The following is a 26011-nucleotide window of genomic DNA, read 5'->3' as shown; positions in this document are numbered from 1 at the left end:
CATAACGACGACCGAAACTGCAAGATCGGCGCAGCAGGGGGCGGCGTCCGTATCATCTCGGCATGACGCGGTTCAGTCGGCGGGCGGTGCTGCTGGCCGCCGGCGGGCTGCTCGTTGGCTGTTCACGGCGGCCCGAGGCGGACGAGGTCCACCTGCGACTGGCTACCGGGCCGGCGGGGGCGGTCTACCGGCGGATCGGCGGGGCGTTGGCCGAGCACATCTCCGAGCAGGTCCCGGGTGCCACTGTGACGACAGTGCCGAGCGGGGCGTCCACCGACAACATTCGGATGCTGCGGGCCGGCGAGGTGCATCTGGGGCTGACCAGCCTGGACGCGCTGATCACCAGTGACGGCAGCGCGCCCGGGGGACTGTCGGCGATCTGCCGGCTCTACGACAGTCATCTGCATCTCGTGGTGATGGCCGGTTCGGCGATCGACGAGTTTCGGGATCTTGAGGGCAAGCGGGTGTCTCTCGGGGCGCACGACTCGGGCACCGAGTTCACGTCGCGGCGGGTCCTGCAGCTCGGCCCGCTCAAAGCCGACGCCTGGAACCTCAGCCAGGCCGGGTCGGCGGGGGCGCTGCGCGACGGCACGATCGACGCGATGTTCTCCCTGACCGGCGTTCCGACGCCCGCCATCACCGAGTTGGCGCAGCGGCACCCGATCCGGTTGATTCCGTTGGACGCGCAGGCGGATGGGCTCTTCACTGCGTACCCGGGTCCCTACGCCCCGGCGATGATCCACGCGGCCGCCTACGCCGGCGTCCCGGCGACGCGCACGGTCGCCGTGCCGAACGTGCTGCTCGCGCGCGATGACCTGCCTGACGACCTGGTCTACGCCATCACCGACACTGTCTTCCGGCACACCGGGGCGATCACCTCCGCTGGTCGTGACGGTGGCGAGGACCTTCCGGAGGCGTGGCAGATCAACGTGCGTACCGGAATCTCCACCGCGTCGGTTCCGCTGCATCCGGGTGCGGCGGCCTGGTTCCGCGACCGCAAACGCTGAGCCCGGTGGTCGTCAGACCGGCGCGGACGCGGGAGCGACCGGCAACACCACCACCGCGGCCAGCCCGTGCCCGGAGCCGTCCGGACGCGGCAGGCCCTCCTCCAGCCGCAGCTCACCGCCGGCCGCCCCGATGAGGTCGGCGCAGATCGCCAGGCCCAGGCCGGTCCCGGACACGTTCTGGTGCCGAGGTGAGCGCCAGAACCGTTGCACCGCCTGGGCCCGCTCGGACACGTCGATGCCCTGGCCGTCGTCGCGAACGGCGACCGTGACGGTGCCCGGACCAGCGGAGACGACCTGCGCGGTGACCTCTACGACCTGCGCGTCGGACAGCCGCAACGCGTTGCTGATCAGTTCGTCCAGGATGCTGCCCAGGCCGCCCGGCGGCTCCAGTAACCGCAACCCAGGGGGTACGTCGACAGTCAGGGTCTGCCCGGCCGTGGCCGTCAGGGCCCGCCACCGGTCCACCCGGGTCGCGAGCACCTCGTCGAGGTCCACCGGCGACGCCGTGCGCAGGCTCTCCATCCGCGCGCTGGCCTGCAGCGAGTTCAGCAACCGCTGCATCGCCTTCAGCTCGTCGACGGCGACGTCGTACACCTGCTGCCCGCCGCCGTCGGACCGCAGGTGTGGTGCGAGGCTCTCCACGGCGAGCCGGAGGCTGGTCAGCGGGTTGCGTAGCTGGTGTGACGCGTCGGAGACGAAGGCCCGCTGTCGTTGGGCCGCGTTCTCGACGGCGTCCATCATCGTGTTGAACGATCGTGCCAGCCGCCGCAGCTCGATGGGGCCGGCCTCGGCGTCGGCGCGGATGGTCAGGTCGCCCTCGGAGATCCGCGAGGTCGCCGCGTCGAGTTTCCGCACCGGCCGCAGCACCCACGCCGACACCGGCCAGGCGACGGCCGTCAGCGCGAGCAACGGCAGCAGCCCGAGCCCGGCCAGCCGGGCCCAGCGTACGAGGATGAGCTCGCGCGTCCGGGACAGGTCGGAGATGGTCACGACGGCACCGACGACCTCACTGTCCCGGCCGACCGGCTCCGCCACGACGAGTGCGGAGTCGTCCCACGGTGCCCACTCCCAGGACGGTTCGGAGCGCGCGCCGGCAAGCGCGGCGGTCACGATCCGCGGCAACGCCGCCTCGGCGCGCGCCGCCTTCTGGTACGGATCGGCCGGTCCGAGCAGCACCGCGCCCGACGTGTCAATCAGCGCGACCGGGATGCCGTAGAGCTCGTGGTAGCGCGTCAGCTCCTGCTGTAACGCCTCGGTCCGGCCGGTCGACAGCGCGGTCTCGGCCAGTGAGGCGAACCGGCCGACGTCGCCCAGCCGGTTGACGTACGTCTCCTGCATCTCGCGTTCGGCAACGGTGATGCTGAGCGGCACCCCGAGCGCCGCGACGAGCAGCACCGCGAGGGGGACCAGGACGACGAGCAGCCGGCGGTGCACGCGGTCAGCCGATCAGCTCCGGCTGGTCGGCCATCAGCCGATAGCCGACGCCGTGGACAGTCCGAATGACCACGTCGGGCCCCAGCTTGTGCCGCAACGCCGCGATGTGGGTGTCCAGGGTGCGGCTCGACGATTCCCAGGTCGCGCCCCAGATCTGGTCGAGGATGACGTCACGGCTGACCACGTTGGGTGCCCGCCGGGCCAGGAGCAGGAGCAGTTCGAACTCCTTGCGGGTCAACGGCACGAGCGCGCCGTCGACGGTGACCTCGCGGGTGCCGACGCCGATCCGCATCGGGCCGAGGACGAGTGGCTCGTCGGTCTGGCCGAGCGCGCGAGCGGCCCGGGTGCGCCGCAGGACGGCGTCGATCCGGGCGAGCAACTCGGGGATGCCGAACGGTTTGACGATGTAGTCGTCGGCGCCGGCGCGCAGGCCACGGACCCGCTCGTGCTCCTCGGACCGCGCGGTCACCGCGATGACTGCGGTCTGCGGCTGGTCACGCAGTTTGCGGATCACATCGAGCCCGTCGCCGTCGGGGAGACCCAGGTCGACGAGGACCACGTCGGACGGCGCGGCGCGCTCGGCTTCCGCGGCGGTGGCGACGCGGTGAACCTCGAAGCCCGCCTGGGTCAGGACTGTCACCAGACCCCGCGCCACGCGGTCGTCATCCTCGATGACGGTTATCCGCATACCGGCGAAGTGTACGGCCCGGATCGGTGCTCGTGCCGGCCCGGTTCTTGGGATTTTTCTGACACCATCCGGGCCCCGACCAGCCCAGACTGGGGGCCACCAACTTGCCGAGGGATGTCCATGCGTTGATGGGGAGGTCGCCGTATGCGAACGACCAGCAGGTACCGGGCCACCGCGCGGATGATCGCCGCGATCGGTGTCGTCTCGCTCGCCGCCGCCTGTTCGGGTAACGGGGGTGCCGCCGGCGGAGGGGACGCCGCGAACTACCCGGACGAGAACATCACGATCGTCGTGCCGTTCAGCGCGGGTGGCCCGACGGACACTGTCACCCGGATGATCGCCGGGCCGATGGCCGCGAAGCTCGGCGGCAAGATCGTCGTCCAGAACGTCGAGGGTGCCGGCGGCACTGTCGGCGCCGGCGATGTCGCGCGGGCCAGGCCGGACGGCTACACAGTGCTCATGCACCACATCGGCATGTCGACGGCGCCCGCCCTCTACAAGAGCCTGGGCTACAAGCCCCTGGAGGACTTCGAGACGGTCGGGCTCGTCACCGAGGTGCCGATGACGATCGTCGCTCGTAAGGACTTCGCGCCCGCGACGCTCCAGGACCTGGTGACCCACGTGAAGGCCAACGCCAGCAAGGTCACGCTGGCCAACGCCGGTATCGGCGCCGCGTCGCACCTGTGCGGCCTGCTGTTCCAGAGCACCACCGGTGTGAAGCTCCAGGAGGTGCCGTACCAGGGCACCGGTCCCGCGCTGACCGACCTCGTCGGCGGCCAGGTCGACTTCATGTGCGACCAGACGACAAACACCAGCGGCCAGATCGCCGCGGGAAAGGTGAAGGCGTACGCGGTCACCACGCCCGAGCGGGTGAAGAGCCTTCCCGACCTGCCCACCACCACCGAGGCCGGGTTGCCGCAGCTGAAGGTCAGCGTGTGGCACGGCCTCTACGTTCCGGCCGACACGCCGCCGGAGATCGTCCAGAAACTCTCCGAGGCGTTGAAGGTGGCACTCGCCGACCAGGGGGTCATCGACCAGATGGCCAAGCTGGGCACCGCGCCGGTCCCGGCCCAGGACGCGACACCGGACGCGCACCGGGCGAAGCTCGACGAGCAGCTCGGCACCTGGGCGAAGATCATTGCCGACTCCGGGGTCAAGGTCTCCTGAGGTGGAGCGCCGTCGGTCGTTCCCGGACGTCCTCGCCGGGGGGATCTTCGTCCTGATCGGTGGCGCATTCGTGGTGGGGGCGCTCGGCTACGAGCTGGGCACCCCGACACGGATGGGCCCGGGCGCCTTCCCGCTGCTGGTCGGCGCGGCCGTGGTCGCCCTGGGCCTGGCGATCGCCGGCAAGGGGCTCATCGCCGGTGAGGTGATCTCGTTCGGGCCGGTCCCGTGGCGGGCGGTCGCCGTCATCGTGCTCGCGGTCCTGTTCTTCGGGTTCACCATCCGGCGACTCGGGTTCGTACCGACCACGGCGGTGACCGCACTGCTCACCACCCTGGCCAGCGCCCGCGTACGGCTGCTCACGGCGGTGGCAGTGGCCGCCGGGCTGACAGTGGCCAGCACGCTCATCTTCGTCGTCGGACTTCAGCTGCGGATCCCGCTGTGGGGCCCCTGGCTGGGCCTCTGACGCGGCAACCGGATTGAGGCATGGAACTCCTCGACAACCTCGCGCTGGGCTTCTCGACGGCCCTGCTGGTCCAGAACGTCCTCTACTGCTTCGTGGGAGTGCTGCTCGGGACCGCGGTCGGCGTGCTGCCCGGCATCGGGCCCACGGCCACGGTGGCGATGCTGCTGCCGATCACGTTCAGCTTCGAGCCGGTCACCGCGCTGATCATGCTGGCCGGCATCTACTACGGGGCACAGTACGGCGGCTCGACGACCGCCATCCTGATCAACCTGCCCGGTGAGTCGTCAGCGGCGGTCACCGCACTGGACGGGCACGAGATGGCCCGCCAGGGACGGGCCGGTCCCGCCCTGGCAGCCGCAGCGATCGGGTCCTTCGTCGCGGGCACTGTCGCCACCGTGGCGCTGGCCGCCGCGGCCCCGCCCCTGGCCAGTGTCGCGCTGAAATTCGGCCCGGCCGACTACTTCTCACTCGTGCTGTTCGGCCTGATCGTGTCGATCGCGCTGGCGCGGGGCACGGCGCTCAAGGCACTGGCGATGATCGCGCTCGGCGTGCTGCTCGGCACGGTCGGCCAGGACATCTACACCGGAACCCCCCGCTTCGTGTTCGAGCAGCGCGAGCTGTACGGCGGCATCGACTTCGTGTCGGTCGCCGTGGGCCTGTTCGGGGTGGCCGAGATCCTGCGCAACCTGGAGAACGAGCAGACCCGTACGGCGATCGTCAGCAAGGTGACCAACCTCTGGCCGACCCGCGAGGACCGGCGTCGGATCGTCGCCCCGATCCTGCGGGGCACCGGTCTCGGCGCCGCGCTCGGTGTCCTGCCCGGCGGCGGTCACGTGCTCGCCTCGTTCACCTCGTACGCGGTCGAGAAGCGCATCTCGAAGCGTCCGCAGGAGTTCGGGCGGGGCGCGATCGAGGGCGTCGCCGGCCCCGAGTCGGCGAACAACGCCGCCGCGCAGACCTCGTTCATTCCGCTGCTCACCCTGGGCCTGCCCGCCCACCCGGTGATGGCACTGATGATCGGCGCGTTCATCGTCCACGGCATCACCCCGGGCCCGAACGTCATCAACGACGAGCCGGCGCTGTTCTGGGGCCTGATCGCGTCGATGTGGATCGGCAACGTGCTCCTGCTGCTGCTGAACCTGCCGCTGATCGGCCTCTGGGTGCGCATGCTGCGCATCCCGTACCAGGTGCTCTTCCCGATGATCATCCTGTTCGCCGCGATCGGCACCTACTCACTGAACTTCAACGCGTACGACGTCTACGCCATCGCGTTCTTCGGGATCCTGGGCTACGTCCTGATCAAGTGCGGGTGCGAGCCGGCGCCCCTGCTGCTCGGCTTCGTCCTCGGCCCGCTGCTGGAGGAGAACCTGCGGCGGGCGCTCATCATCTCCCGCGGCGACCCGTCGGTCTTCGTGACCCGGCCGATCTCCGCCGCGCTGCTGGCCCTGGCGCTCGCCGCGCTCGTCGTCGCCGTCCTGCCGACGATCCGCCGGCGCCGCGCTGTCGTCTTCGCCGAGGAGGAGTAGCAATCCGAACCACGTGACGGTCAGGTCGACGAAGATTGTTCCCGTGACGAGCGACAACACGCCCCGGGGCTGGACCAGCCGGACTGTCTGGGACAGGCGGTTCAACGCCCCGCTGCGCTCGTTCCTGCGTACCGAGACCGGCGGCGCGCGGGTGGTGCTGATCGCCGCGGTGGTGGCTCTCGGCTGGGCGAACCTCAGCGCATCGTCGTACGAGTCGGTCTGGAACACCTCCTTGTCGATCCAGCTCGGCGACTGGCAGGTGGCGCATGACGTGCGTACCTGGATCAACAGCGGCCTGATGACGTTCTTCTTCCTGGTCGCGGGGCTGGAGTTGCGCCGCGAGTTCGACATCGGCGAGTTGCGGGAGCGGCGTCGCCTGGCGTTGCCGATACTGGCCGGGGTCGGCGGCATGCTCGTGCCGATCGCGATCTACCTCGCCATCAACGCCGGGCACACCACCGCGGCGGGCTGGGGCGCGGTGATGGCCACCGACACGGCGCTCGCGCTCGGAGCGCTGGCCGTCTTCGGGCCGCGCTTCTCGGAACGGCTGCGGGGTTTCCTGCTGACCGTCGCCGTCGTCGACGATGTGGTGGCGATCGCGGTGCTGGCCATCGCGTACCCGCACCACCCCTCGCTGACGGCGCTGATCGTCGCGGCGGCGATCTTCGGCGTCGTACTGCTAGTGCGGGGCTGCGGGGTGCGGTTCGGCCCGGTCTACGCGCTGCTCGGGGTGGCGGCCTGGCTCGCCGTCTCGATGTCCGGTGTCGACCCGGTCGCGGTGGGTCTGGTGATGGGGTTGCTGACCTACGCCTACGCTCCCGGCCGCAGCGATCTGCAGAGGGCCAGCGACCAGTTCCGCCTCTTCCGGGAACAGCCCACCCCGCAGCTCGCCCGGATGGCCCGGGCCGGACTCACCTCGGCGCTGTCGCCCAACGAACGGTTGCAGACGCTCTACCACCCGTTGGCGAGCTACGTGGTGGTGCCACTGTTCGCGCTGGCCAACGTCGGCATCGTGATCGACGGCGACCTGCTGGCCCGGGCCGTGACCTCTCCGGTCACGCTGGGGGTCGTGGTCGCGTACGTTGTCGGCAAGCCCGCCGGGATCGTGGTCGCCGCGTGGCTGGTGACCAGGCTGAGCGGTAACCGGTTCCGGCCGCCCGTCGGTTGGGTTGCCGTCGCGGGGGTCGGCACGATCTCCGGCATCGGCTTCACCGTCGCGCTTCTGATCGCCACCCATGCCCTGAGCGGCCCGGCCCTTGACGAGGCGAAGTTCGGCATTCTCGTGGCGACGCTCGGCGCGTCCCTCGTCACCTGGCTGGTGTTCCGCTCCGTCAGACGGCTCTCGCCGGCGCGGCGGACCCGCGCGCTGCTGGGCGTCGCCGAGGGGATCGTCGACCTGATGCTGCCGGTCGACGCGGAGCGCGACCACCTGCGGGGGTCGCTTGAGGCGCCGGTGACGGTGGTGGAGTACGGCGACTTCGAGTGCCCCTACTGCGGGCAGGCCGAGCCGGTGGTCCGGGAGCTGCTGGCGGACTTCGCCAACATCCGGTACGTCTGGCGGCACCTGCCGCTCACCGACGTCCACCCCCATGCCCAACTCGCCGCCGAGGCCGCCGAGGCGGCGGGGGAGCAGGGAGCGTTCTGGGAGATGCACGATCTGCTGCTCGCCCACCAGGACGCTCTCAACCCCACTGACCTGCTCGGTTACGCCGAACAGCTCGGCCTGGACCTGGACGGGTTCCGGGAGCACATGGTGAAGCGAATGGGCGTGGACCGGATCGCCGAGGACGTCGACTCGGCCGACCTCAGCGGCGTCACCGGCACCCCTACCTTCTTCATCAACGGCCGGCGGCACCACGGCGCGTACGACATCGCTGCGCTCTCGGCGGCGGTGAAGTCGGCGTTCGCGAGCGCGAAGCTCCGTCCCGAGTACCACCCTCGGAATCCCGGCCGCCGGGAGACCGGCCCGGCGAGCTGATCGCGCGGGCGCGTGGTCGCCACCCGGCGCGGTGGTCAACGGGTACGGAGTGGGTCGCCGACGAGCCTTCGGGTCCGATCGGCAGCTGTGCGGGTGCTGCCGCGCGGGTGGAGGAGGTGGCGGTCGCTGCCTTCGGAGCTGAATCGTTGACGACATCACCGCCCAGGCGGCGCGTGGACAGCATGGGTTGTTGCCGCATCGCCGGCCAGGAGCGTGGGTCGGTCGGTAACGGCTTAGCGGATTGTCACCGACTCCCCGACCGGGATGCGCGCGTATTCAGTGCCGCCCTTGAGGTCCAACCAGCCGTCGAAGTACTCCTGGCCGAGCTCGTTGAGCGTGGCATCGTGGATCGGGAACGCCCGCTTCGGCCGCACCGCCCGCACGAAGTCCAACGCCTCGCTGAGCTTGAGCCAGGGTGCGGCAGCCGGCACGAGCAGCGTCGCCACCGGCGACGGCGGGACAAACAGCGAGTCGCCCGGGTGGTAGACCGTGCCGTCGACGACGAAACCGACGTTGGCGCAGCCGGGCAGACCGTCGTAGATCTCGGCGTGTTCCCCGCCCACGACGTCGACGGCGAACCCGGCCGCCGTGAACCGCTGCCCCGCGTCGACGGCGACCGCTGCGCTGCCCAGTTCGGGGGCCGACTCGATCACTGCCGACGGCAGGTACACCCGGAACGCGGAGTTGCGCTGACTCGCCGCCACGAGCTTGGCGATGTCGAGGTGGTCGGGGTGCTCGTGCGTCACCAGCACCTCGTCGACCCCGTCGAGCGCCTCGGCCTCCGAGAACGTCCCCGGGTCGATTACCAGCACCCGGTCGTCCGCCTCGAGGCGCACACAGGCGTGGCCATACTTGATCAACCGCATGCGCCCACTATGGCAGGGACGGTCGAAGGCGGGGGTCCGCTCGATCAGGCTGTGTCGGGCGGCCTGATTCGTTTGGGACATCAGCTCCAAAGGCAACCCGTCAAGCCTGCCGCCCCTGCGCCGCGAGGACCCGGGCCGCGAGGCCCCGGAGCCCCGGAGCCGCGGAGCCCCGGAGTCACCACCAAGGTCCCGCAGTCCACGGCCGCGTACCCGCAGTCCGGCACTCTCGCAGCCCCGCCGCCCGCGCGGGCGGTCAGGTGACCGGAAGGGCGGCGAGCCGGTTGGCGCGGCGGCCCGCGACGGCCACGACGACGGCCAGGGCCAGGGCGATCAGGAAGAAGACGTCCGCGCCGGTGAAGGCCGCGTGGAAGCCCGCCGTCGGGTCGGTGGTGGAGCTGGCACGGGTGTACGCGATGGTGAGGATCGCGATGCCGAGTGAGCCGCCGAGTTGGTGGGCGACGTTGACGAGGCCGGACGCGGCGCCGGCGTCCTGCGGTTCGACTCCGGCGACGCCGCCCTGGGTCATCAGGATGATGGCGATGCCCTGGCCGATTCCGATCACCAGTAGGGGCAGCAGCACGTCCGGGAAGTAGCTGGAGCCGGTGGAAATGCGCGACAGCCACGCCATGCCGGCGAGCGCGAGGACGAGGGACGCCACCAGCAGGATGGGACGGCCGAGCCGGTTCTGCAGGGGCCGGATGGCGTACACCATGGCGAAGAACATGCCGGTGATGGGCACGTACGCGAAGCCGGTCTGTAGGGCGCTGAGGTGCAGCACCTCCTGGAGGTACTGGCTGAGGAAGTAGAAGGTGGAGGAGGTCGCGCCGACGATGAGGATCCGCCCGGCGTACGCGCCGGAGCGCTCCAGGCTGCGGAAGAGTCGCAGTGGGGTGATGGGCTGCGGTGCCCGGTGCTCGATCAGCACGAAGGCGGTCAGGAGGCCGGTGCCGAGGCCCAACGCGACCACGGTGGTCGGTGCGCCCCAGCCGGCCGCTGCGGCCTGGATGAAGCCGTACACCAGGGCGGTCATGCCGACGGTGGAGGTCAACGCCCCGCCGAGGTCGAACGTGCCGGCACGGCGTTCGGTCTCGATCAGGAACCGTGGTGCGAGCAGCGCGATGGCGATGCCGATCGGAACGTTGACGAGCATTCCCCAGCGCCAGGAGAGCAGGTCGGTGAAGACGCCGCCGATGACGATGCCGACGCTGCCGCCAGCACCGATGACCCCGCTGTAGAGGGCGATCACCCTGGCTCGGGCCCCCGGTTGGGGGTGGTCGGCGACCAGCAGCGCGAGCGTGGAGGGCACCGCGAGCGCGGCGGCGAGACCCTGCACGACGCGGGCGGTGATCAGCCAGCTGCCGCCCTGAGCGAGGCCGGCGGCGAGGGACGCCGCAGTGAACAGTGTGATCCCGGCGAGGAAGACGCGGCGGCGGCCGAGCAGGTCACCGGCTCGGGCGCCGAGCAGGAGCAGGCCGCCGAACGCCAGGACGTAGGCGTTCTGCACCCAGGAGAGCCCGGACTGGGAGAAGCCGAACTGCCGTTGCACGTGCGGCAATGCGGTCGTGATGATCGAGGTGTCCAGCGTCATCATGAGCTGCGAGCCGAGGATGAGCGCCAAGGGGATCCCGCGGCGGGAAGCGGGAGTCGGAGACATGGTCCGCCTACTTTCGGACTAGACTGATAGGAGACCTCCGAATAAGTGGAGGCTTACTATCACTCTAGTGATAGCTCGCCTCCGGTTGCTAGCACTGGGAGACATCGGCATCGTGACGGCCCTCACCCACCTGCGCGTGGCCCGCCCGCACCGGGCAGACGCCGCCCGCAACTACGACGCGATCCTGGCGGCTGCCCGGGTCGCCTTCGCCGAGCAGGGCGCGGAAGCTCCGCTGGAGGAGATCGCCCGCCGGGCCGGGGTGGGCATCGCGACGCTCTACCGCAACTTCCCGACCCGGGAGGTGCTGATCGAGAACGTCTACGTCACCGAGGTCGAGGCGGTGTGCGCGACCGCCGGGGAGGCGGAGAGGCTCGCCCCACGCGACGGCCTGTACGCATGGCTGCGGCGCTTCGTGGAGTACATCGGGGCGAAGCAACCGCTGGCCGCCGGCCTGAACCGGGAGTCCACCGCCTACCTGGAGTGTCGGCGGGCGCTCTACGCCGCCGGTGGGCCGCTGCTGGAGCGGGCCCAGCGGGCGCGCGAGGTGCGCGCCGACGTGACCATCGACGACGTCATGCGCCTGACCAGCGCCATCGCCTCCGGGCACTTCCCCCGCGCCGACCAGCGCGATCACGTGCTCGCGGTCGCCCTGGACGGGCTGAGCACGCAGCCGGAGTGACCTCAGGCCTGCCTGCGGGTCGATGTCCGAAGTGGAACAGCTGCGGAACGTGTTCGGGGAATCACGATGGACTCGGACCCTTGACTCTCAGGAAACATCGGGCCACCATCTGACAACGTTGTCAGAGACCCCCGCCATCTGACAACGTTGTCATGTCTGGAGGCAAGATGTCCGAGCCATCGCCGATTTCCCGGCGTACCTTCCTCTCCGCCGGCGCGACGCTGCTGGCGTCGGTCGGGGTGACCGCGGCCCTCCCGGACGCCCTCGCGTCCGCCGCCGCGCCGGCGCCGACCCCCACCCCCACCGACCTGGCCCGGTACCGCCCGGTGACGGTCTCCTCGACCGACTACGCGCCGACGCCGGCGACCTTCGCCGTGGACGGCCTGCCGCAGGTCGGCGTCCGGGGGAGTGGATGGCGCGCCGCCAACGGCGATCCACAGTGGATTTCGGTGGACCTCCAGGCGCTGTGCCGGATCGAGGCCGTCTCCCTGGTCTTCGAGGCCACGCTCACCGACGGGCCGTTCGACGGCAACTACACCGACACCGACGGCGACGAGATCCTCTCCAGCGCCGCGACGGCGTACCGGATCGAGGTCTCCACCGACGGCCGTGCCTGGCGGTCGGTGTACGAGACCAGCGAGGGCCAGGGCGGCGCGCAGACCATCAAGCTGCCCGAACCGGTCACCGCCCGGTGGATCCGGATGACCGCCACGAAGCGCTCGAACAGCAACCCGGTGGGCCTCAACGGCTTCCAGGTCTACGGCGTACCGCTGGCCGGCCGGCCGAAGGTCGAGGGCTGGACCAGTTGGGAGGGCGGCAACACCGGCCCGGCCCCCGAGCTGAGGGTCGCCGCCGACGGCACGGTGCCGCTGGAGTCGGGCTGGTCGTTGACGATGGACGACTTCGCCGGCACCGCCGACGGCGCCGAACTCTCCCGCGCCGGCGTCGACGTCCGGTCCTGGCTGCCGGCGACGGTGCCCGGCACCGTGCTGGGCACCCTGGTCGAGCAGGGTCACCTGCCCGACCCGGTGGCCGGTTTCAACAACATGCGCATCCCGGAGGCGCTGTCCCGGCACACCTGGTGGTACCGGCGCGCGCTAAGGCTGCCCCGCGACCTGGACACCTCGCCCGTCCGTCGGATCTGGCTGGAGTTCGACGGGATCAACCACGAGGCGACCGCGTGGGTCAACGGCGTGCAGGTCGGCAGCGTCAAGCACCCGTTCGCGCGGGCGGCCTTCGACATCACCGACGCGTTGGCCGGTCACCGTGGCGAGCACGTCCTCGCCGTCCGGGTCACCCCGATGCCGCACCCGGGCACCCCGGGCGACAAGGGCCCCGACGGTCGTACCTTCCTCCAGTCGGCCCACCACTACCTTGACGCGCCGACCTACCTCGCGGTGTCCGGGTGGGACTGGATGCCCGCCGTCCGTGACCGGGTCACCGGCCTCTGGGACCACGTCCGGCTGCGCAGCACCGGCGCCGTGGTCATCGGCGACCCGCACGTGCAGACCACGCTGCCCGACCTGCCCGGCACCGACACCGCCGAGGTCACCATCCGGGTGCCGGTCCGAAACGCGGCGGCCACCGCCACCACCGTCACCGTCCGCGCCGAGTTCGACAAGGTACGCGTCGAGTCCACGGTGACCGTCCCCGCCGGCGGGAGCACCACGGTCACCTTCACGCCGGAGCGCTTCCGCGCGCTGCGGCTGCGCAACCCCCGGCTCTGGTGGCCCAACGGCTACGGCGACCCGCACCTGTACGACCTCACGCTCACCGCCACCGTGAAGCGCTCGGTCAGCGACCGGCGTGCGCTCCGTTTCGGTGTCCGCGAGTTCGCCTACGACTGGCACCAGCCGATCGTCATCTCGCCGCCCGGCAAGCCTGCGCTGGAGTTCGTCGACGGCGCGGCGACCCAGACGGTCACGTTCGACAGGCAGCACGCCCGGCACGTGCGCATCCAGGCCGGCCAGCGCGCCACCGGGTGGGGCATCTCGATGTTCTCGCTGTCGGTGGCCGACGGCACCGGCCCGGATCTCGCACTGCGCCGCGACGCCAGCGCGTCGTCGTCGGAGAACGACGGCAACGGTCCCGGCAAGGCCGTCGACGGCGACACGGCGACCCGGTGGGCCTCGCAGGCCGAGGACAACCAGTGGATCCAGGTCGACCTCGGCGCGGCGGTCGACTTCGACCGCGTCACCATCGTGTGGGAGCAGGCGTACGCGCTGGACTACCGCGTCCAGGTCTCCGCCGACGGGGACGCCTGGAACGACGTGACGTCGGTCAGCAACGACACCCCGTTGGGCAGCCGCGCCACCCAGGTCGAGACGTTCGCCAGCCAGACCGCGCAGCACCTGCGGATCCAGACCGGCGCGCGGGTGACCTCGTGGGGCGTGTCCATGTGGGCGCTCTCGGTGCAGCGGCAGGCCGAGCCGGACCTCGACCTGGCTCTGGGACGGACCGCTACCGCGTCGTCGTCCGACAGCGACTCCAACGGCCCGGACCGGGCCGTCGACGGCAACCCCCGCACCCGCTGGTCGTCGAAGTTCGAGGACAACCAGTGGATCCAGGTCGACCTCGGCGCTCCGGTCAGCTTCGACCAGGTCACCATCGTCTGGGAGCAGGCGTACGCCCGCGACTTCGTCATCCAGGTGTCGGACGACGGGCAGCGGTGGACCGACGTGAAGTCGGTCAGCAACGCCGTCACCCAACTCAAGATCAGCGTGAACGGTGTGCCGGTGTTCGCCCGGGGCGGCAACTGGGGCTGGGACGAGCTGCTGCGCCGGGTGCTGCCCGACCGGCTGGCCGACACCGTCGAGATGCACCGCGACATGAACTTCACGATGATCCGCAACTGGCTCGGCAGCAGCAACCGCGAGGAGCTGTACCAGGCCTGCGACGAGCAGGGCATCCTGGTGTGGAACGACTTCTGGCAGGCGGGCGCGTTCCTGCCCAACCCGCCCGGCTACGTCGACATCGCCGCCGACACGATCCGGCGGTTCCGCCACCACCCGAGCATCGTCGTGTGGTGCGGCGCGAACGAGGGTGACCCGCCGCCGATCGTGGACGCCGGGCTCAAGCAGGCCGCGGCCACCGAGCACCCGGAGATCCTCTACATCCCCAACTCGGCCGGCGGCATCGTCAGCGGCCACGGTCCGTACCACTGGGTGGAGCCGGCGACGTACAACAACAGGAACACCTACGACACTGGCGCGTTCGGTTTCCACACCGAGATCGGCATGCCGGTGGTGTCGGTGGTCGAGAGCATGCGCAACCTCGTCGGTGACGCGCCGGAGTGGCCGATCGGTGAGGTGTGGAACTACCACGACTGGTCGACCATCGGTAACCAGCGTGTCGGCACGTACCAGGCGGCGATCGACGCCCGGCTCGGTGAGTCCGACTCGCTCGACGAGTTCGCCACCCGGGCGCAGTTCGTCAACTACGAGAGCCACCGCGCGATGTTCGAGGCGTGGAACGCCAACCTGTGGCAGGACGCCACCGGTCTGCTGCTGTGGATGTCGCACCCGGCGTGGCACAGCACGGTCTGGCAGACCTACGACTACGACCTCGACGTGAACGGCGCCTACTACGGCGCGCGCAAGGGGTGCGAACCGGTGCACGTCCAGGCCGACCCGGGCACCTGGCAGGTCCGGGTGGTCAACCACACCGCCGCCCCGCTCAGCGGGGTCACGGTCAGCGCCCGACGCTACGACCTGAGCGGCCGGTCGCTGGGTTCGCCCCAGCGTCAGCGGGTGGACGTGGCCCGCTCGGCCACCACGGCGGTCTTCCCGCTCGCCGCGCCGGACGGGGGCGGGCTGCACCTGGTGCGACTGGAGCTGCGGGACAGCCGGGACCGACTTCTCGCGGAGAACACCTACTGGCGCTACGACAAGGCCGAGCAGTTGCGGGCGCTCAACGACGTGCCGAGCACCCGACTGTCGACGTCGTCGAGCACGGTACGCGTCGTGGACGGGCGCAACACCGTCACCACGACGGTCCGCAACCAGGGTCGTACGGTCGCCGCGTTGGTGCGGCTCGCCGTACGCGACCAGCGCGGTGAGCGGGTTCTGCCGGCCCGCTACGACGACAACTACTTCTGGCTCCTGCCGGGGGAGAGCCGCGAGGTGCGGATCTCCTGGCCTGCCCGGTCGGGCCTCGCCCGCCAGGTCACGGTGACCGCACAGGCGTACAACTCCTAGACGAGGGCGCTGCGAGGCTTGCTGGCTCTGCGGGCGGATGCGGTATTGAGCGGTATACCTCAGAGGTATATTTATGCCTCTGAGGTATACCGCTCTACAGCACATCGACATGCCGGGCCAGCCGACGCGCATGGCGCGCCGCTTCCCACCGTGACCCCTGCGTTGCCACCTGATGCGGGGGATTAGGTCCGTTACCGCACCTCGGCTCGGAACCGAGATCCATGCTGTACGTGTGACACGGTCCGGTTCCACGTCCGGGGCGGTACGGGTCGCGTTCGCGTTCTGGATCACGCTCGTGGGCACCACAGTGCCGACGCCGCTCTACCCGCTCTACGAGCTGGAGTTCGGGTTCTCGTCGTTGACAGTGACAGTGGTCTACGCGCTGTACGCGCTGGGAGTCGTCGTCGGGCTGCTGGTCTTCGGTCGGCTCTCCGACCAGATCGGCCGACGCCCGGTCATCCTCATCGCGCTGCTGCTCTCGGTCGCCGCCGACGCCGTGTTCCTGGCCGCCGTGGACCTGGCGATGATCATCGTGGGTCGGGTGCTCGCCGGGCTGTCCGCCGCACTGATCATCGGCACGGCGACCGCGGCGTTGGCGGAGCTGATCGACCCGCGGCACCCGAAACGTGCCGCCACCGTGTCGATCTTCGCGAACCTGGGCGGCCTGGCCACCGGCACCCTGCTGTCCGGGATCGTGTCGGACGTGGCACCCGAACCGCTCCGGCTGCCCTGGGTGATCGTGCTGGTCCTGGCGGTTATCGCGATCATCGCGCTGCGCGGGGTCCCGGAGACGGTCCGCGAACGTTCGCCGGTGACAGTGCGGGTGCAGCGGTTGCACGTGCCGGCGACCATCCGGGGCGCCTTCGTCCGCTCGGCGATCACCGCTGGCGCGGGCTTCGCCGCTCTCGGTGTGCTCACGTCGGTGAGCGGGCTGTTCCTCGGCATGGTCCTGCACGAGACCTCACACACCCTGGCCGCGCTGGTGGTCTTCGTGGCGTTCGCCGGCGCGGCGTTCGGTCAGCTGCTGACCCGCGTGCTGTCCTCGCGCGCCGCGCTGGCCAGCGCCTGCGCCGGCCTGGTCGTGGGGGCGGGCCTGCTCGCATTCAGCATGTGGATGGCGTTGCTGGCGACGCTGCTCATCAGCGCGGCGATCATCGGTGTCGCGTCCGGGGTGGCGGTCGGCGACGGCATCGCGACGATCACGATGAAGACCGAACCGAAGCACCGGGCCGAGGCGGTGTCGACGTTCTTCGCCATCCTGTTCGCGATGCTCGGTGTGCCCGCGGTGGGGGTCGGTCTGCTGATCCAGACGATCGGTCTGCGCCCGGCCGGCGAGGTCTTCAGCGCGGTGGTGGCGGTGCTCGCGCTGGTCGTCCTGCTCAGCCTGGTTCGGGGCGGCCGGACGCGGCCCGCGAGCTGATCGCCGGTCAGGCCTGTTCAGGGCGCCCGGGGTGCCTGGCGAGCCATCTACGGAGGTCTTGCGGCGGTCATCGTATACAACATACGCTCCCGGAATCGCCCACTTGAGGAGCTCTCCATGACGAACCTCTCCGTCCGCGAAACGAGCCTGCCCCGCCGTCGGCTGCTCCGGGTCGCGGTGGCGGCGGCCGCCGTCGTCTGCACTGTCGTCGCCTGCTCACCGGTGTCGAACAACGAAGGCGGCGACCCGTCCGGCGGCGACCAGTCGGCAGGCCAGGATTCCTTCGGTACGCCCGCCGACCCCGCCGCCGTGAAGCAGGGCGGCAAGCTGGTCATCGCCCTCTCCGCCGAGCCCGACGCGCTGGACCCGACGCTGTCGAGAAGCCTCTACTCCCGCTACGTCTTCCAGGCAATGTGCCAGAAGCTCTACGACGTCAACGAACAGGCGCAGGTCGTACCGCAGCTCGCGACGGCGCTGCCCACCACGAGCGGCGACGGCCGGACGGTGACCATTCCGCTGCGACCCGGGGTGCGCTTCGCGGACGGCACGGCGTTCGACTCGGCCGCGGTGAAGGCCACACTGCAACGCCACCTCACCAACGCGCGGTCGGCGCGCAAGAGCGAACTCGGCCCCATCGACGGCGTCGACACCCCGGACGCGCAGACAGTCGTCCTGCGGCTGAAGCAGCCGTTCGCACCGCTGCTCGGGGCCCTCGCCGACCGGGCCGGCATGATCATGAGTGCGCAGGCGCTGCGGACCCTGGGCGACGACTTCGCCTCGGCGCCGGTCTGCGTCGGCCCCTTCAAGTTCGCGAAGCGGGTGCCGCAGAACTCCATCGAGGTGGTGCGGGACCCGAACTACTACGACGCGAGCAAGGTGCACCTGGACGCCATCTCGTGGCGGATCCTCACCGACGCCAGCATCCGCGCCGCCAACCTGCGCTCCGGCGACGCGCAGGTCGCCGACTCGGTCTCCACCCAGGACGTCGCCTCGCTCCGGCAGGACACGGCGGCCTCCGTCCTCCAGTCGCAGTCCCTCGGCTACCAGGGTCTGACCATCAACGTCGGCAACGTCGACGGCGTCGGCACCGCCCCCAAGCCCATCAACCGCCCCCTCGCCCAGAACGCCAAGGTGCGGCAGGCCTTCGAGCACGCCATCGACCGCAAGGCCCTGGTCGACGCGGTCTTCAACGGTCTGCACGCCGCCGCCTGCTCCCCGATCTCGCCCGCGAGCACGTTCTCGTCTCCCGAGGCGCAGACCTGCCCGGCGCACGACCCCGCCAAGGCCAAGCAGTTGCTGGCCGAGGCCGGCGTGCAGACGCCGTACACGGTGACGATGCTCGCCTCGAACACCCCCGACACGCTGCGTCTCGCCCAGGCGTTGCAGTCCATGGTCAAGGACGGCGGCTTCGACCTGAAGATCAACCCGGTGGAGTACTCGTCGCTCCTCGACGAGCAGGACCGCGGCAACTTCGAGCTGCTGCAACTGGGGTGGAGCGGCCGGATCGACCCGGACGCCAACATCACGAACTTCGTCGGCACCGGTGCCAGCCAGAACGTCGCCGGCTACAGCAACCCGCAGCTCGACACAGTGCTGACCCAGGCCCGACAGGCCGGCGACGTGGAGGAGCGCAGGAAGCTGTACGGGCAGGCGGTCACACTGCTCCAGCAGGACGACGCCCTGATCTACCTCTACCGGCAGCGCAACCTGACCGCCGTCAGCAAGCAGATCCAGGGCCTTCAGGTCTACCCGGACGGCGTGATCCGGGCGGCCTTCGCCGGCTTCGGCAAGTAGGCCGCCGTGGCCCGGTATCTGCTCACCCGCGCCTGGCAGTCGGCGCTGACCCTGCTGTTGTCGACGATCGTGGTCTTCGTCGGCGTACGGGCGCTCCCCGGCGACCCGGCCCTCGCCCTGGCCGGTGAGGACCGGTCGCCGGAGGCCCTGGAGGCCATCCGCCGGCACTACGGGCTGGACCAGCCGCTGCCCGTGCAGTTCGCCCAGTACGTGGAGCGCATGGCACAGGGCGACTTCGGGGTATCGATCCGCACCGGTACGCCGGTCTCGTCGATGCTCACGACCGCTCTGCCGGTGACCGTCGAGCTGTCCGTCCTGGCGATCCTCATCGCGGCGGCGCTCGGCGTCGGCGCCGGGGTGCTCGCGGCGGTCCGTCGTGGACGTCCGGCGGAGTGGCTCGCCAACGGCCTGGCCCTGATCGGCCTGTCGGTGCCGCACTTCTGGCTGGGGCTGCTGGCGATCCTCTACCTGTCCGTGGCGACCGGGCTCTTCCCCGCCTCCGGCTTCGTGCCGATCCTGGAGGACCCCGTGGACAACCTGCACCACATCGTCCTGCCGGCCGTGATCCTCGGCACCGGCCTGGCCGCCATCATCATGCGGCAGACCCGGTCGGCGATGTTGGACTCGCTCTCCTCCGACTACGTCCGCACGGCGAAGGCGAAGGGGCTGCGCCCGCGCGCCGTCATCACCCGGCACGCCCTGCGGAACAGCCTCATCGTGGTGGTGACCGTCGTGGGTCTCCAACTCGGCGGGCTGATCTCGGGCGCTGTCGTCACCGAACAGATCTTCGGGCTGCCGGGCTTCGGCAAGATGACCATCGACGCGGTGTTCCAACGGGACTACCCGGTGATCCAGGCCGTCGTCCTGCTCACCGCCGCCGCCTACATCGTGATCAACTTCTTCGTGGACCTGCTCTACTCGGTCATCGATCCACGCATCCGGGTGACGGGAGATCCGGCATGACCGTCCTCACCGTACCGATGGCGGAGACCGGCACCGCCAGCATCACCAGGCGTACCCGGGTGCTGCGGCGGCTGCAGCGCAACCCGCTCGCCGTGGTGAGCTTCGTCGTGCTCGCGCTGGCAGGTGTCATCGCGCTGCTCTCGCCCTGGCTCGCGCCCTACTCGGTCGACCAGACCGACTTCGCCCGTACGTTCGCACCTCCCGGCACTGCCGGTCACCTGCTGGGCACCGACGACCTCGGCCGGGACGTCCTCTCCCGCATCATGCTCGGCGCGAGAGCGTCGTTGCAGGTGGGGCTCCTGGCGGTGGCCACATCACTGGTCATCGGGGTGCCGCTCGGGCTCGCCGCTGGCTACTTCCGGGCCTGGGACGCGGTGATCTCGCGCTTCACCGACCTGCTGCTGGCGTTTCCGTTTCTGATCATGGCGGTGGGTTTGGCGGCCATCCGGGGCGCCAGCCTCGGCAACGCCGCGGTGGCCATCGGCATCGCCCAGATCCCCGGGGTGATCCGGGTCGTCCGCTCGGACACCCTGCGCCTCAAGTCGCTGGATTTCGTCGCGGCGGCCGTCGTGGACGGCGCGAGCGACCTGTGGGTGCTGGCCCGGCACATCCTGCCGAACGCGACCTCGGTGATCCTGGTGCAGGCCACTGTCGCCATCCCGGCCGCGATCCTCGGCGAGGCGGTGCTGTCCTTCCTCGGCCTCGGCATCCAGCCACCCGCGCCCAGTCTCGGCACCATGCTGGCCACCGCCCAGCAGTTCGCCGCCCGCGCACCGTGGGCCGCCGTTCTCCCCGGCGTGGTGATCATGGGTCTGGCGCTGGCGTTCAACGTCTTCGGTGACGCCCTGCGCGACGCCCTCGACCCGAAGGGAGACCGGCGATGACCACCGCCTCCGCGCCCGTGCTGGAGATCCGCGACCTGTCGGTGTCGTTCCCGACCGAGACCGGCACCGTCTCGGCGGTCGACGGGGTCAGCCTGGACCTCGCAGCCGGGGAGATCGTCGGAATGGTGGGCGAGTCGGGGTGCGGTAAGAGCGTCACCGCGATGAGCATCGCCGGACTGCTCCCGGGCAGCGCCCGGGTCACCGGGTCGGTGCGCCTGGACGGCACCCAGCTGGTCGGGGCCCGCGAGTCGGCCCTGCGTCGGGTCCGTGGCCGGGAGATCGCCTACATCTTCCAGGAGCCGATGACGTCCTTGAACCCGGTGCTCACCGTCGGGCGGCAGATCGGAGAGGTGCTCCAGGTCCACGAACGGATGTCCCGACGGGCGGCGCGGGCCCGCGCCGTCGAGCTGTTGACGCTCGTCGGGATCCCGTCCGCCGCCCAGCGGGTCGACAACTATCCGCACCAACTCTCCGGCGGCATGCGCCAGCGCGTGATGATCGCGATGGCTGTCGCCTGCGGCCCGAAGGTGCTGGTGGCCGACGAGCCGACCACCGCGCTGGACGTCACCGTCCAGGCCGGCATCCTCCAGGTGCTGCGGGACCTGCGCGACCGGCTCGGCACGAGCGTCCTCATCATCACCCACGACCTCGGCGTGATCGCCGACATCGCGGACCGCGTCGTCGTCATGTACGCGGGCCGGGTGGTGGAACGGGCGCCGGTGGACGACCTGTTCGCCCACCCACGGCACCGGTACACGGCCGGGCTCCTGTCGGCGTCACCGCAGCCGGGCCGGCACGCCGGGACCGACCGGTTGACCGAGATCCCCGGGCTGGTGCCCGTCCTGGCCAGCCAACCCGACGCCTGCACCTTCGCGGATCGCTGCCCGGCCGCCGACGAGCAGTGCCGGGCGGCCGCCCCGCCGTTGGAGGATGTCGGTGGCACCGACCATGTCGCGGCCTGTTGGCACCCCTGCCTCACAGCACCGACGGCAGCTCAGGAGGCGAACCGATGACGCCGCAGCCGAACGCCCTGGAGATCGCGGACCTGGTGATGCACTTCGGCCCGGTGCGTGCCGTGGACGGGGTGTCCCTGACCATCCCCCGGGGCCGGGTCACGGCCCTGGTGGGGGAGAGCGGTTCCGGCAAGTCCACAGTGGGCCGATGCGTGGTGCGGCTCGTCGAACCGACGGCGGGAACTGTCCGGATCGCGGGCACGGACGTCACCCACCTGTCCCGACGGCGACTGCGTCCCCATCGCGGCGCGGTGTCGATCGTCTTCCAGGACCCGGCCGCGTCACTGGACCCGCGCATGCTGGTGGGCGAGATCGTGGCCGAGCCGTTGCGGCTGGCCGGCAAGCGGATCTCCCGGCGCGAGCGGGACGCCCGCGTCGCCCCCCAACTCGAACGGGTGGGCCTGCGCGCCGAGGTGGCCCGTCGCTATCCCCACGAGCTTTCCGGCGGGCAACGCCAACGGGTCAGCATCGCGCGGGCCCTGATCTCCGAGCCCATGCTGCTCATCGCTGACGAACCCACCAGCGCGCTCGACGTGTCAGTGCAGGCGTCGGTGCTCAACCTCCTCGCCGACCTGCAACGCGACATCGGGTTCGCCTGCCTCTTCATCACCCACGACCTCTCCGCTGTCGAGTACCTGGCCGACGACATCGCGGTCATGTACCTGGGTCAACTCGTCGAGACCGGCAGCCGCGAGCGGATCTTCGCCCGGCCAGCACACCCGTACACGCAGGCGCTGCTGTCCGCCGCGCCGGTGGCCGACCCGGTGCGTCAGCGCCACCGCCAGCCGGTGCTGCTCGGCGACGACCTGCCGTCCGCGCTCGACCCGCCGTCGGGCTGCCGGTTCCGGACCCGGTGCCCGCTCGCCTTCGACAGGTGCGCGACGGAGGTGCCGGCGCGGACCGCCATCGGCGACGGCATGGCCGCGTGCCACCTGGTCCGGCCGGACGGCACCGGTCCCGACGTTCGTACCGCAGATCCCAGTGAGGTGTTGTCATGACGTTCACCACCCGACCCACGTTGCAGGGCACCTTCGGCATGGTGTCCTCCACCCACTGGCTCGCCAGCCAGTCGGCGATGGGCATCCTGGAACGCGGGGGCAACGCCTTCGACGCCGCGGTCACCGCCGGTTTCGTCCTGCACGTCGTCGAGCCGCACCTGAACGGGCCGGGCGGCGAGGTGCCGGCCATCGTGGCCACCGCGCGGGACCCCCGACCGAAGGTGCTGTGCGGGCAGGGGCCGGCGCCGGCCGGCGCCACCATCGCGCACTTCCGGTCCCTCGGGATGGACCTCATCCCGGGTGCCGGGCCGCTCGCGGCGGCCGTACCCGGCGCGGTGGACGCCTGGCTCCTGCTGCTGCGCGAGCACGGCACGCTCACGCTCGCCGAGGTGCTGGAGCCGGCGATCGGCTACGCCGGCGCCGGGCACCCGCTTGTGGGCCGGGTCGGTGACACAGTGGCGGCCGTCCGGTCGTTGTTCGAGGAACACTGGCCCACCTCCGCCGCGCTCTGGCTGCGCGGCGGCCGGCCACCGGCTGCGGGGGAGTTGGTCACCAACCCGGCGTACGCGGACACCCTGCGCCGGCTCGTCGAGGCGGGACGGGCGGCCGGCGTCGACCGGGAGGCCCAGATCGAGGCTGCGCGCCGGGCCTGGAGCACGGGTTTCGTCGCCGAGGCGATCGACGCGTTCAGCCGGCGACCGTTCCAGGACTCCAGTGGCCGCCCGCACGCCGGGCTGGTCACCGGCGACGATCTGGCCGCGTACTCGGCGAGCTGGGAGCCGCCCGCCACCCTCGACTGGCACGGCTACTCGGTCGCGAAGACCGGTTTCTGGGGCCAGGGTCCGGTGCTGCTGGAGTCCCTGGCCACACTGGACGCGCTCGACGACCCGGGCGCGTACGACCCGGCGGCCGCGGCGGGTGTGCACGCCCAGGTCGAGGCGCTCAAGCTCGCCTTCGCCGACCGGGAGGCCTGGTACGGCGACGGCGCCGACGTGCCCGCCAAGGCGTTGCTCTCACCGCAGTACGCACGGGAGCGGGCCGCCCTGATCGGCGACCGCGCGTCGGCGGAGTTGCGGCCGGGGCGTCCGGACGGGGCGCAGCCGCGCCTGCCCGCCCACGTCCGACCCGGCGCCACCCGGCGTGCCGACCCGACAGACCCGACGACGGGGGAGCCGACCGTGCAGGCGGACGGGGTGACCCGGGGCGACACCTGTCACGTGGACGTTGTCGACCGCTGGGGCAACATGATCTCCGCGACGCCCAGCGGCGGTTGGTTGCAGAGTTCCCCGACGATTCCGGAGCTGGGCTTTCCGCTGGGCAGCAGGTTGCAGATGTTCTGGCTGGAGGAGGGGCTCGCCTCGTCGCTGGCGCCGGGCCGCCGCCCGCGTACGACGTTGAGCCCGACGATGGTGCACCGCGACGGCGAGCCGGTGCTGGCCTGCGGCACCCCCGGTGGCGACCAGCAGGACCAGTGGCAGTTGCCGTTCCTGCTGCGGCACCTCGTCGGTGGGCAGAGCCTTCAGGAGGCCATCGACGCGCCGGCGTGGCACACGGTCAGCCTGCCGGGGTCGTTCTATCCCCGCGACATGGAGCCCGGTGTCCTGGTGGTGGAGGACCGGTTCGACGAGGGCGTGCTCGCGGCCCTGCGGGCGTACGGGCACGAGGTGCGGGTCACCGACGGGTGGAGCCTCGGTCGGCTCTGCGCGGTGACCCGTGACCCGGCGACGGGAGTGCTGGCGGCCGGCGCGAACCCCCGGGGGATGCAGGGCTACGCGTGCGGCCGGTAGCCGATGCCGCAGCCGCGTGCCCGTCAGCGGGCGCCGTAGCCGCCTTCGGCGTTCTCGTACGCCGCGGCGGATGCCGCGTCGAGATGGTCGAGCGCGGCCCGCTCGGCGCGGTCGCCGTCGCCTGACTCGATGGCGTCGACGAGTTGGATGTGCTCGGCCCACGAGTGTGGCGCGCGTTCGGCCGCCCCGAGCCGGAAGACCCACTGGACATGGAGGTAGAGCGACTTGGCGATCGACGACAGCCAGGGGTTTCCGCTGATCTGGAGGATGCGCAGGTGCAGCGTACTGTTCAGTTCGGCGACCCGGGCCAGGTCGTGGCGCTGCGTCGCCTCGCGGCCCTGGTCGAGAAGAGCGCGCAGGGACGCCACGTCGGCCGCGGTGGCCCGCTCGGCGGCCAGCCGGGCGGCCAGCGTCTCCAGGCGCTGGCGCACGGCGAACATGTCGGTGATGGTCCCGCTGCTCGGTGAGGCGACGACCGCTCCCCGGCGGGGGAGGATCACGACGAACCCCTCCGCCTCGGCGACGCGCAGTGCCTCCCGGACGGGGTTGCGGGAGACACCGAAGTCCTCGGCGAGCCGGTCCTCGGTCAGCCGTTCCCCGGGCAGGTAGTCGCCGTCGATGATGGCGGTCCGCAACGCGGCGAGGACCTGATCGCGTAGCGGCAGGTGTTGCGCGCCGAGTTTGTCCCGTAGGTCTTCAGCCACCTGGTCGCCTCTCCGTGAACGTGTCCGAACAAAGTGTATACGAAGAACAATTACTGGAAGGTGGCCGACAGTGTCGAGCACAGCGCCCCGCGTCACCCACCCCCGCGTCGCTCCGCGCCGAGACGAGCGCCTGCTGCGGCGACGGCAGGCGCTCGTTGTCGTCCTCACCTTCCTCACCGGCAGCGCCGACGCTCTCGGCTTCCTCGCCCTCGGCGGCGCCTTCGCCAGCGTGATGACCGGCAACATGGTCCTGCTCGGGCTCTCGGCCGGCCGGGGCGAGGCCGACCTGGCTCTGACGTCGGGCTGCGCCATCGTCAGCTTCATCGTCGGTGTCCTCGCGGGCGCCCGCGTCGTCGGCTCGGCGCAGCCCGACGATCCGGTCTGGCCCCGGCGGGTCACCTGGGCGCTGGTCCTGGAGCTGTCGGTGTTCGTGGTGTTCGCCGTCGTCTGGGAGGTCACCCTGCACACCCCCGACGCGGGTGTCCACCTGGCGCTGCTGATGCTGTCCGCTGTCGCGCTGGGCGTGCAGAGCAGTGCGATCCAACGCTTCGGCGTGTCCGGCCTGTCCTCCACCTACCTGACCGGCACCCTCACCAGCCTGATCGCCGGGGTCGCCGCGCGCAGCCCGTGGGCCAGCCTGCGCCCCAAGGCTCAGGTGCTGCTGGCCCTCATGGTCGGCGCGGCGGTCGGCGCTCTGGTCGCCCTGCACCTGCCGGTCGTCGCCCCGGCTCTGCTGATCGTGCCGCTGCTGCTCGTCATCGCCGTGTCCGCGCGGATGCGGGCCTGAGCG

The 26011-nt window shown here is 71.0% G+C and carries 20 protein-coding genes; 15 read left to right on the top strand and 5 right to left on the bottom strand.

Going from position 1 to position 26011, the window contains the following annotated elements:
* Window positions 1-62 precede the first annotated feature (62 nt).
* Window positions 63-1007, top strand: coding sequence for a TAXI family TRAP transporter solute-binding subunit (locus MED15_RS02125; protein WP_112734666.1), 945 nt, complete (start codon window positions 63-65; stop codon window positions 1005-1007).
* Window positions 1008-1019: 12 nt separating this feature from the next.
* Here the strand turns inward: MED15_RS02125 and MED15_RS02120 are convergent, their stop codons facing one another.
* Together MED15_RS02120 and MED15_RS02115 are read right to left on the bottom strand one after the other, a co-directional pair.
* On the bottom strand, window positions 1020-2441 hold the full coding sequence (locus tag MED15_RS02120; RefSeq protein WP_112734665.1) for a sensor histidine kinase: 1422 nt from the start codon (window positions 2439-2441) through the stop codon (window positions 1020-1022).
* Between the two features lie 4 nt (window positions 2442-2445).
* Window positions 2446-3129: a response regulator transcription factor gene (locus MED15_RS02115; protein WP_112734664.1), complete on the bottom strand. Its 684-nt coding sequence runs from the start codon at window positions 3127-3129 to the stop codon at window positions 2446-2448.
* A 144-nt stretch (window positions 3130-3273) separates the two neighbouring features.
* Between MED15_RS02115 and MED15_RS02110 the strand changes: the two genes are divergently transcribed.
* Genes MED15_RS02110 through MED15_RS02095 form a run of 4 tightly spaced genes read left to right on the top strand, consistent with a single transcriptional unit; the run spans window position 3274 to window position 8263 of the window.
* Window positions 3274-4296: a tripartite tricarboxylate transporter substrate-binding protein gene (locus MED15_RS02110; RefSeq protein WP_112734663.1), complete on the top strand. Its 1023-nt coding sequence runs from the start codon at window positions 3274-3276 to the stop codon at window positions 4294-4296.
* A gap of 1 nt (window position 4297) precedes the next feature.
* Window positions 4298-4759 carry a tripartite tricarboxylate transporter TctB family protein gene (locus MED15_RS02105; RefSeq protein ID WP_112669133.1) on the top strand — a complete coding sequence of 154 codons (462 nt, stop codon included), beginning with the start codon at window positions 4298-4300 and terminating at the stop codon, window positions 4757-4759.
* A 20-nt stretch (window positions 4760-4779) separates the two neighbouring features.
* Window positions 4780-6285: a tripartite tricarboxylate transporter permease gene (locus tag MED15_RS02100; RefSeq protein WP_112589334.1), complete on the top strand. Its 1506-nt coding sequence runs from the start codon at window positions 4780-4782 to the stop codon at window positions 6283-6285.
* A gap of 43 nt (window positions 6286-6328) precedes the next feature.
* Complete coding sequence (locus MED15_RS02095) at window positions 6329-8263, top strand: Na+/H+ antiporter NhaA (protein WP_112589336.1); 1935 nt, start codon at window positions 6329-6331, stop codon at window positions 8261-8263.
* 233 nt (window positions 8264-8496) lie between these two features.
* Here MED15_RS02095 and MED15_RS02090 read toward each other — a convergent pair whose 3' ends face one another.
* Together MED15_RS02090 and MED15_RS02085 are read right to left on the bottom strand one after the other, a co-directional pair.
* Window positions 8497-9129 carry an MBL fold metallo-hydrolase gene (locus MED15_RS02090; RefSeq protein ID WP_112734662.1) on the bottom strand — a complete coding sequence of 211 codons (633 nt, stop codon included), beginning with the start codon at window positions 9127-9129 and terminating at the stop codon, window positions 8497-8499.
* 253 nt (window positions 9130-9382) lie between these two features.
* Window positions 9383-10783, bottom strand: coding sequence for an MFS transporter (locus MED15_RS02085; protein ID WP_112734661.1), 1401 nt, complete (start codon window positions 10781-10783; stop codon window positions 9383-9385).
* Between the two features lie 112 nt (window positions 10784-10895).
* Here MED15_RS02085 and MED15_RS02080 point away from each other — a divergent pair, with 112 nt between their 5' ends.
* The 9 genes from MED15_RS02080 to MED15_RS02040 all read left to right on the top strand — a co-directional run bounded on the left by MED15_RS02080 (window position 10896) and on the right by MED15_RS02040 (window position 24517).
* Window positions 10896-11462, top strand: a complete 567-nt coding sequence (locus tag MED15_RS02080; protein WP_225854983.1) for a TetR/AcrR family transcriptional regulator — start codon at window positions 10896-10898, stop codon at window positions 11460-11462.
* A gap of 167 nt (window positions 11463-11629) precedes the next feature.
* Entirely contained in the window at window positions 11630-15658 is a 4029-nt protein-coding gene (locus tag MED15_RS02075) for a discoidin domain-containing protein (protein WP_112734660.1), read from the top strand.
* Between the two features lie 232 nt (window positions 15659-15890).
* Window positions 15891-17078 (top strand): MFS transporter, encoded by a 1188-nt coding sequence (locus MED15_RS02070; RefSeq protein WP_208646450.1) that lies wholly within the window; start codon window positions 15891-15893, stop codon window positions 17076-17078.
* Between the two features lie 117 nt (window positions 17079-17195).
* Window positions 17196-18872 (top strand): ABC transporter substrate-binding protein, encoded by a 1677-nt coding sequence (locus tag MED15_RS02065; protein ID WP_112734658.1) that lies wholly within the window; start codon window positions 17196-17198, stop codon window positions 18870-18872.
* Window positions 18873-18878: 6 nt separating this feature from the next.
* Window positions 18879-19835, top strand: a complete 957-nt coding sequence (locus tag MED15_RS02060; protein ID WP_091399352.1) for an ABC transporter permease — start codon at window positions 18879-18881, stop codon at window positions 19833-19835.
* Window positions 19832-20719, top strand: a complete 888-nt coding sequence (locus tag MED15_RS02055) for an ABC transporter permease (protein WP_112602900.1) — start codon at window positions 19832-19834, stop codon at window positions 20717-20719. Before MED15_RS02060 ends, MED15_RS02055 begins: the two co-directional genes overlap by 4 nt.
* Window positions 20716-21732 (top strand): ABC transporter ATP-binding protein, encoded by a 1017-nt coding sequence (locus MED15_RS02050; protein ID WP_112602902.1) that lies wholly within the window; start codon window positions 20716-20718, stop codon window positions 21730-21732. Before MED15_RS02055 ends, MED15_RS02050 begins: the two co-directional genes overlap by 4 nt.
* The gene (locus MED15_RS02045) at window positions 21729-22730 is read left to right on the top strand and encodes an ABC transporter ATP-binding protein (RefSeq protein ID WP_112734657.1); all 1002 of its coding nucleotides are present in this window, start codon (window positions 21729-21731) and stop codon (window positions 22728-22730) included. Before MED15_RS02050 ends, MED15_RS02045 begins: the two co-directional genes overlap by 4 nt.
* Window positions 22727-24517, top strand: a complete 1791-nt coding sequence (locus MED15_RS02040) for a gamma-glutamyltransferase family protein (RefSeq protein WP_112734656.1) — start codon at window positions 22727-22729, stop codon at window positions 24515-24517. The genes MED15_RS02045 and MED15_RS02040 overlap by 4 nt, the downstream gene beginning before the upstream one ends.
* A gap of 23 nt (window positions 24518-24540) precedes the next feature.
* Here the strand turns inward: MED15_RS02040 and MED15_RS33155 are convergent, their stop codons facing one another.
* On the bottom strand, window positions 24541-25221 hold the full coding sequence (locus tag MED15_RS33155) for a GntR family transcriptional regulator (protein WP_167457549.1): 681 nt from the start codon (window positions 25219-25221) through the stop codon (window positions 24541-24543).
* A gap of 70 nt (window positions 25222-25291) precedes the next feature.
* Between MED15_RS33155 and MED15_RS02025 the strand changes: the two genes are divergently transcribed.
* On the top strand, window positions 25292-26008 hold the full coding sequence (locus MED15_RS02025; protein WP_167457548.1) for a YoaK family protein: 717 nt from the start codon (window positions 25292-25294) through the stop codon (window positions 26006-26008).
* Window positions 26009-26011: the final 3 nt, after the last annotated feature.

This window comes from Micromonospora noduli, from assembly GCF_003264475.1.
In the GTDB taxonomy this organism is placed as follows: Bacteria; Actinomycetota; Actinomycetes; order Mycobacteriales; family Micromonosporaceae; genus Micromonospora; species Micromonospora noduli.
Note: the sequence above shows the minus strand (reverse complement) of the source record. Positions and strands in the feature narration are given on the sequence as shown.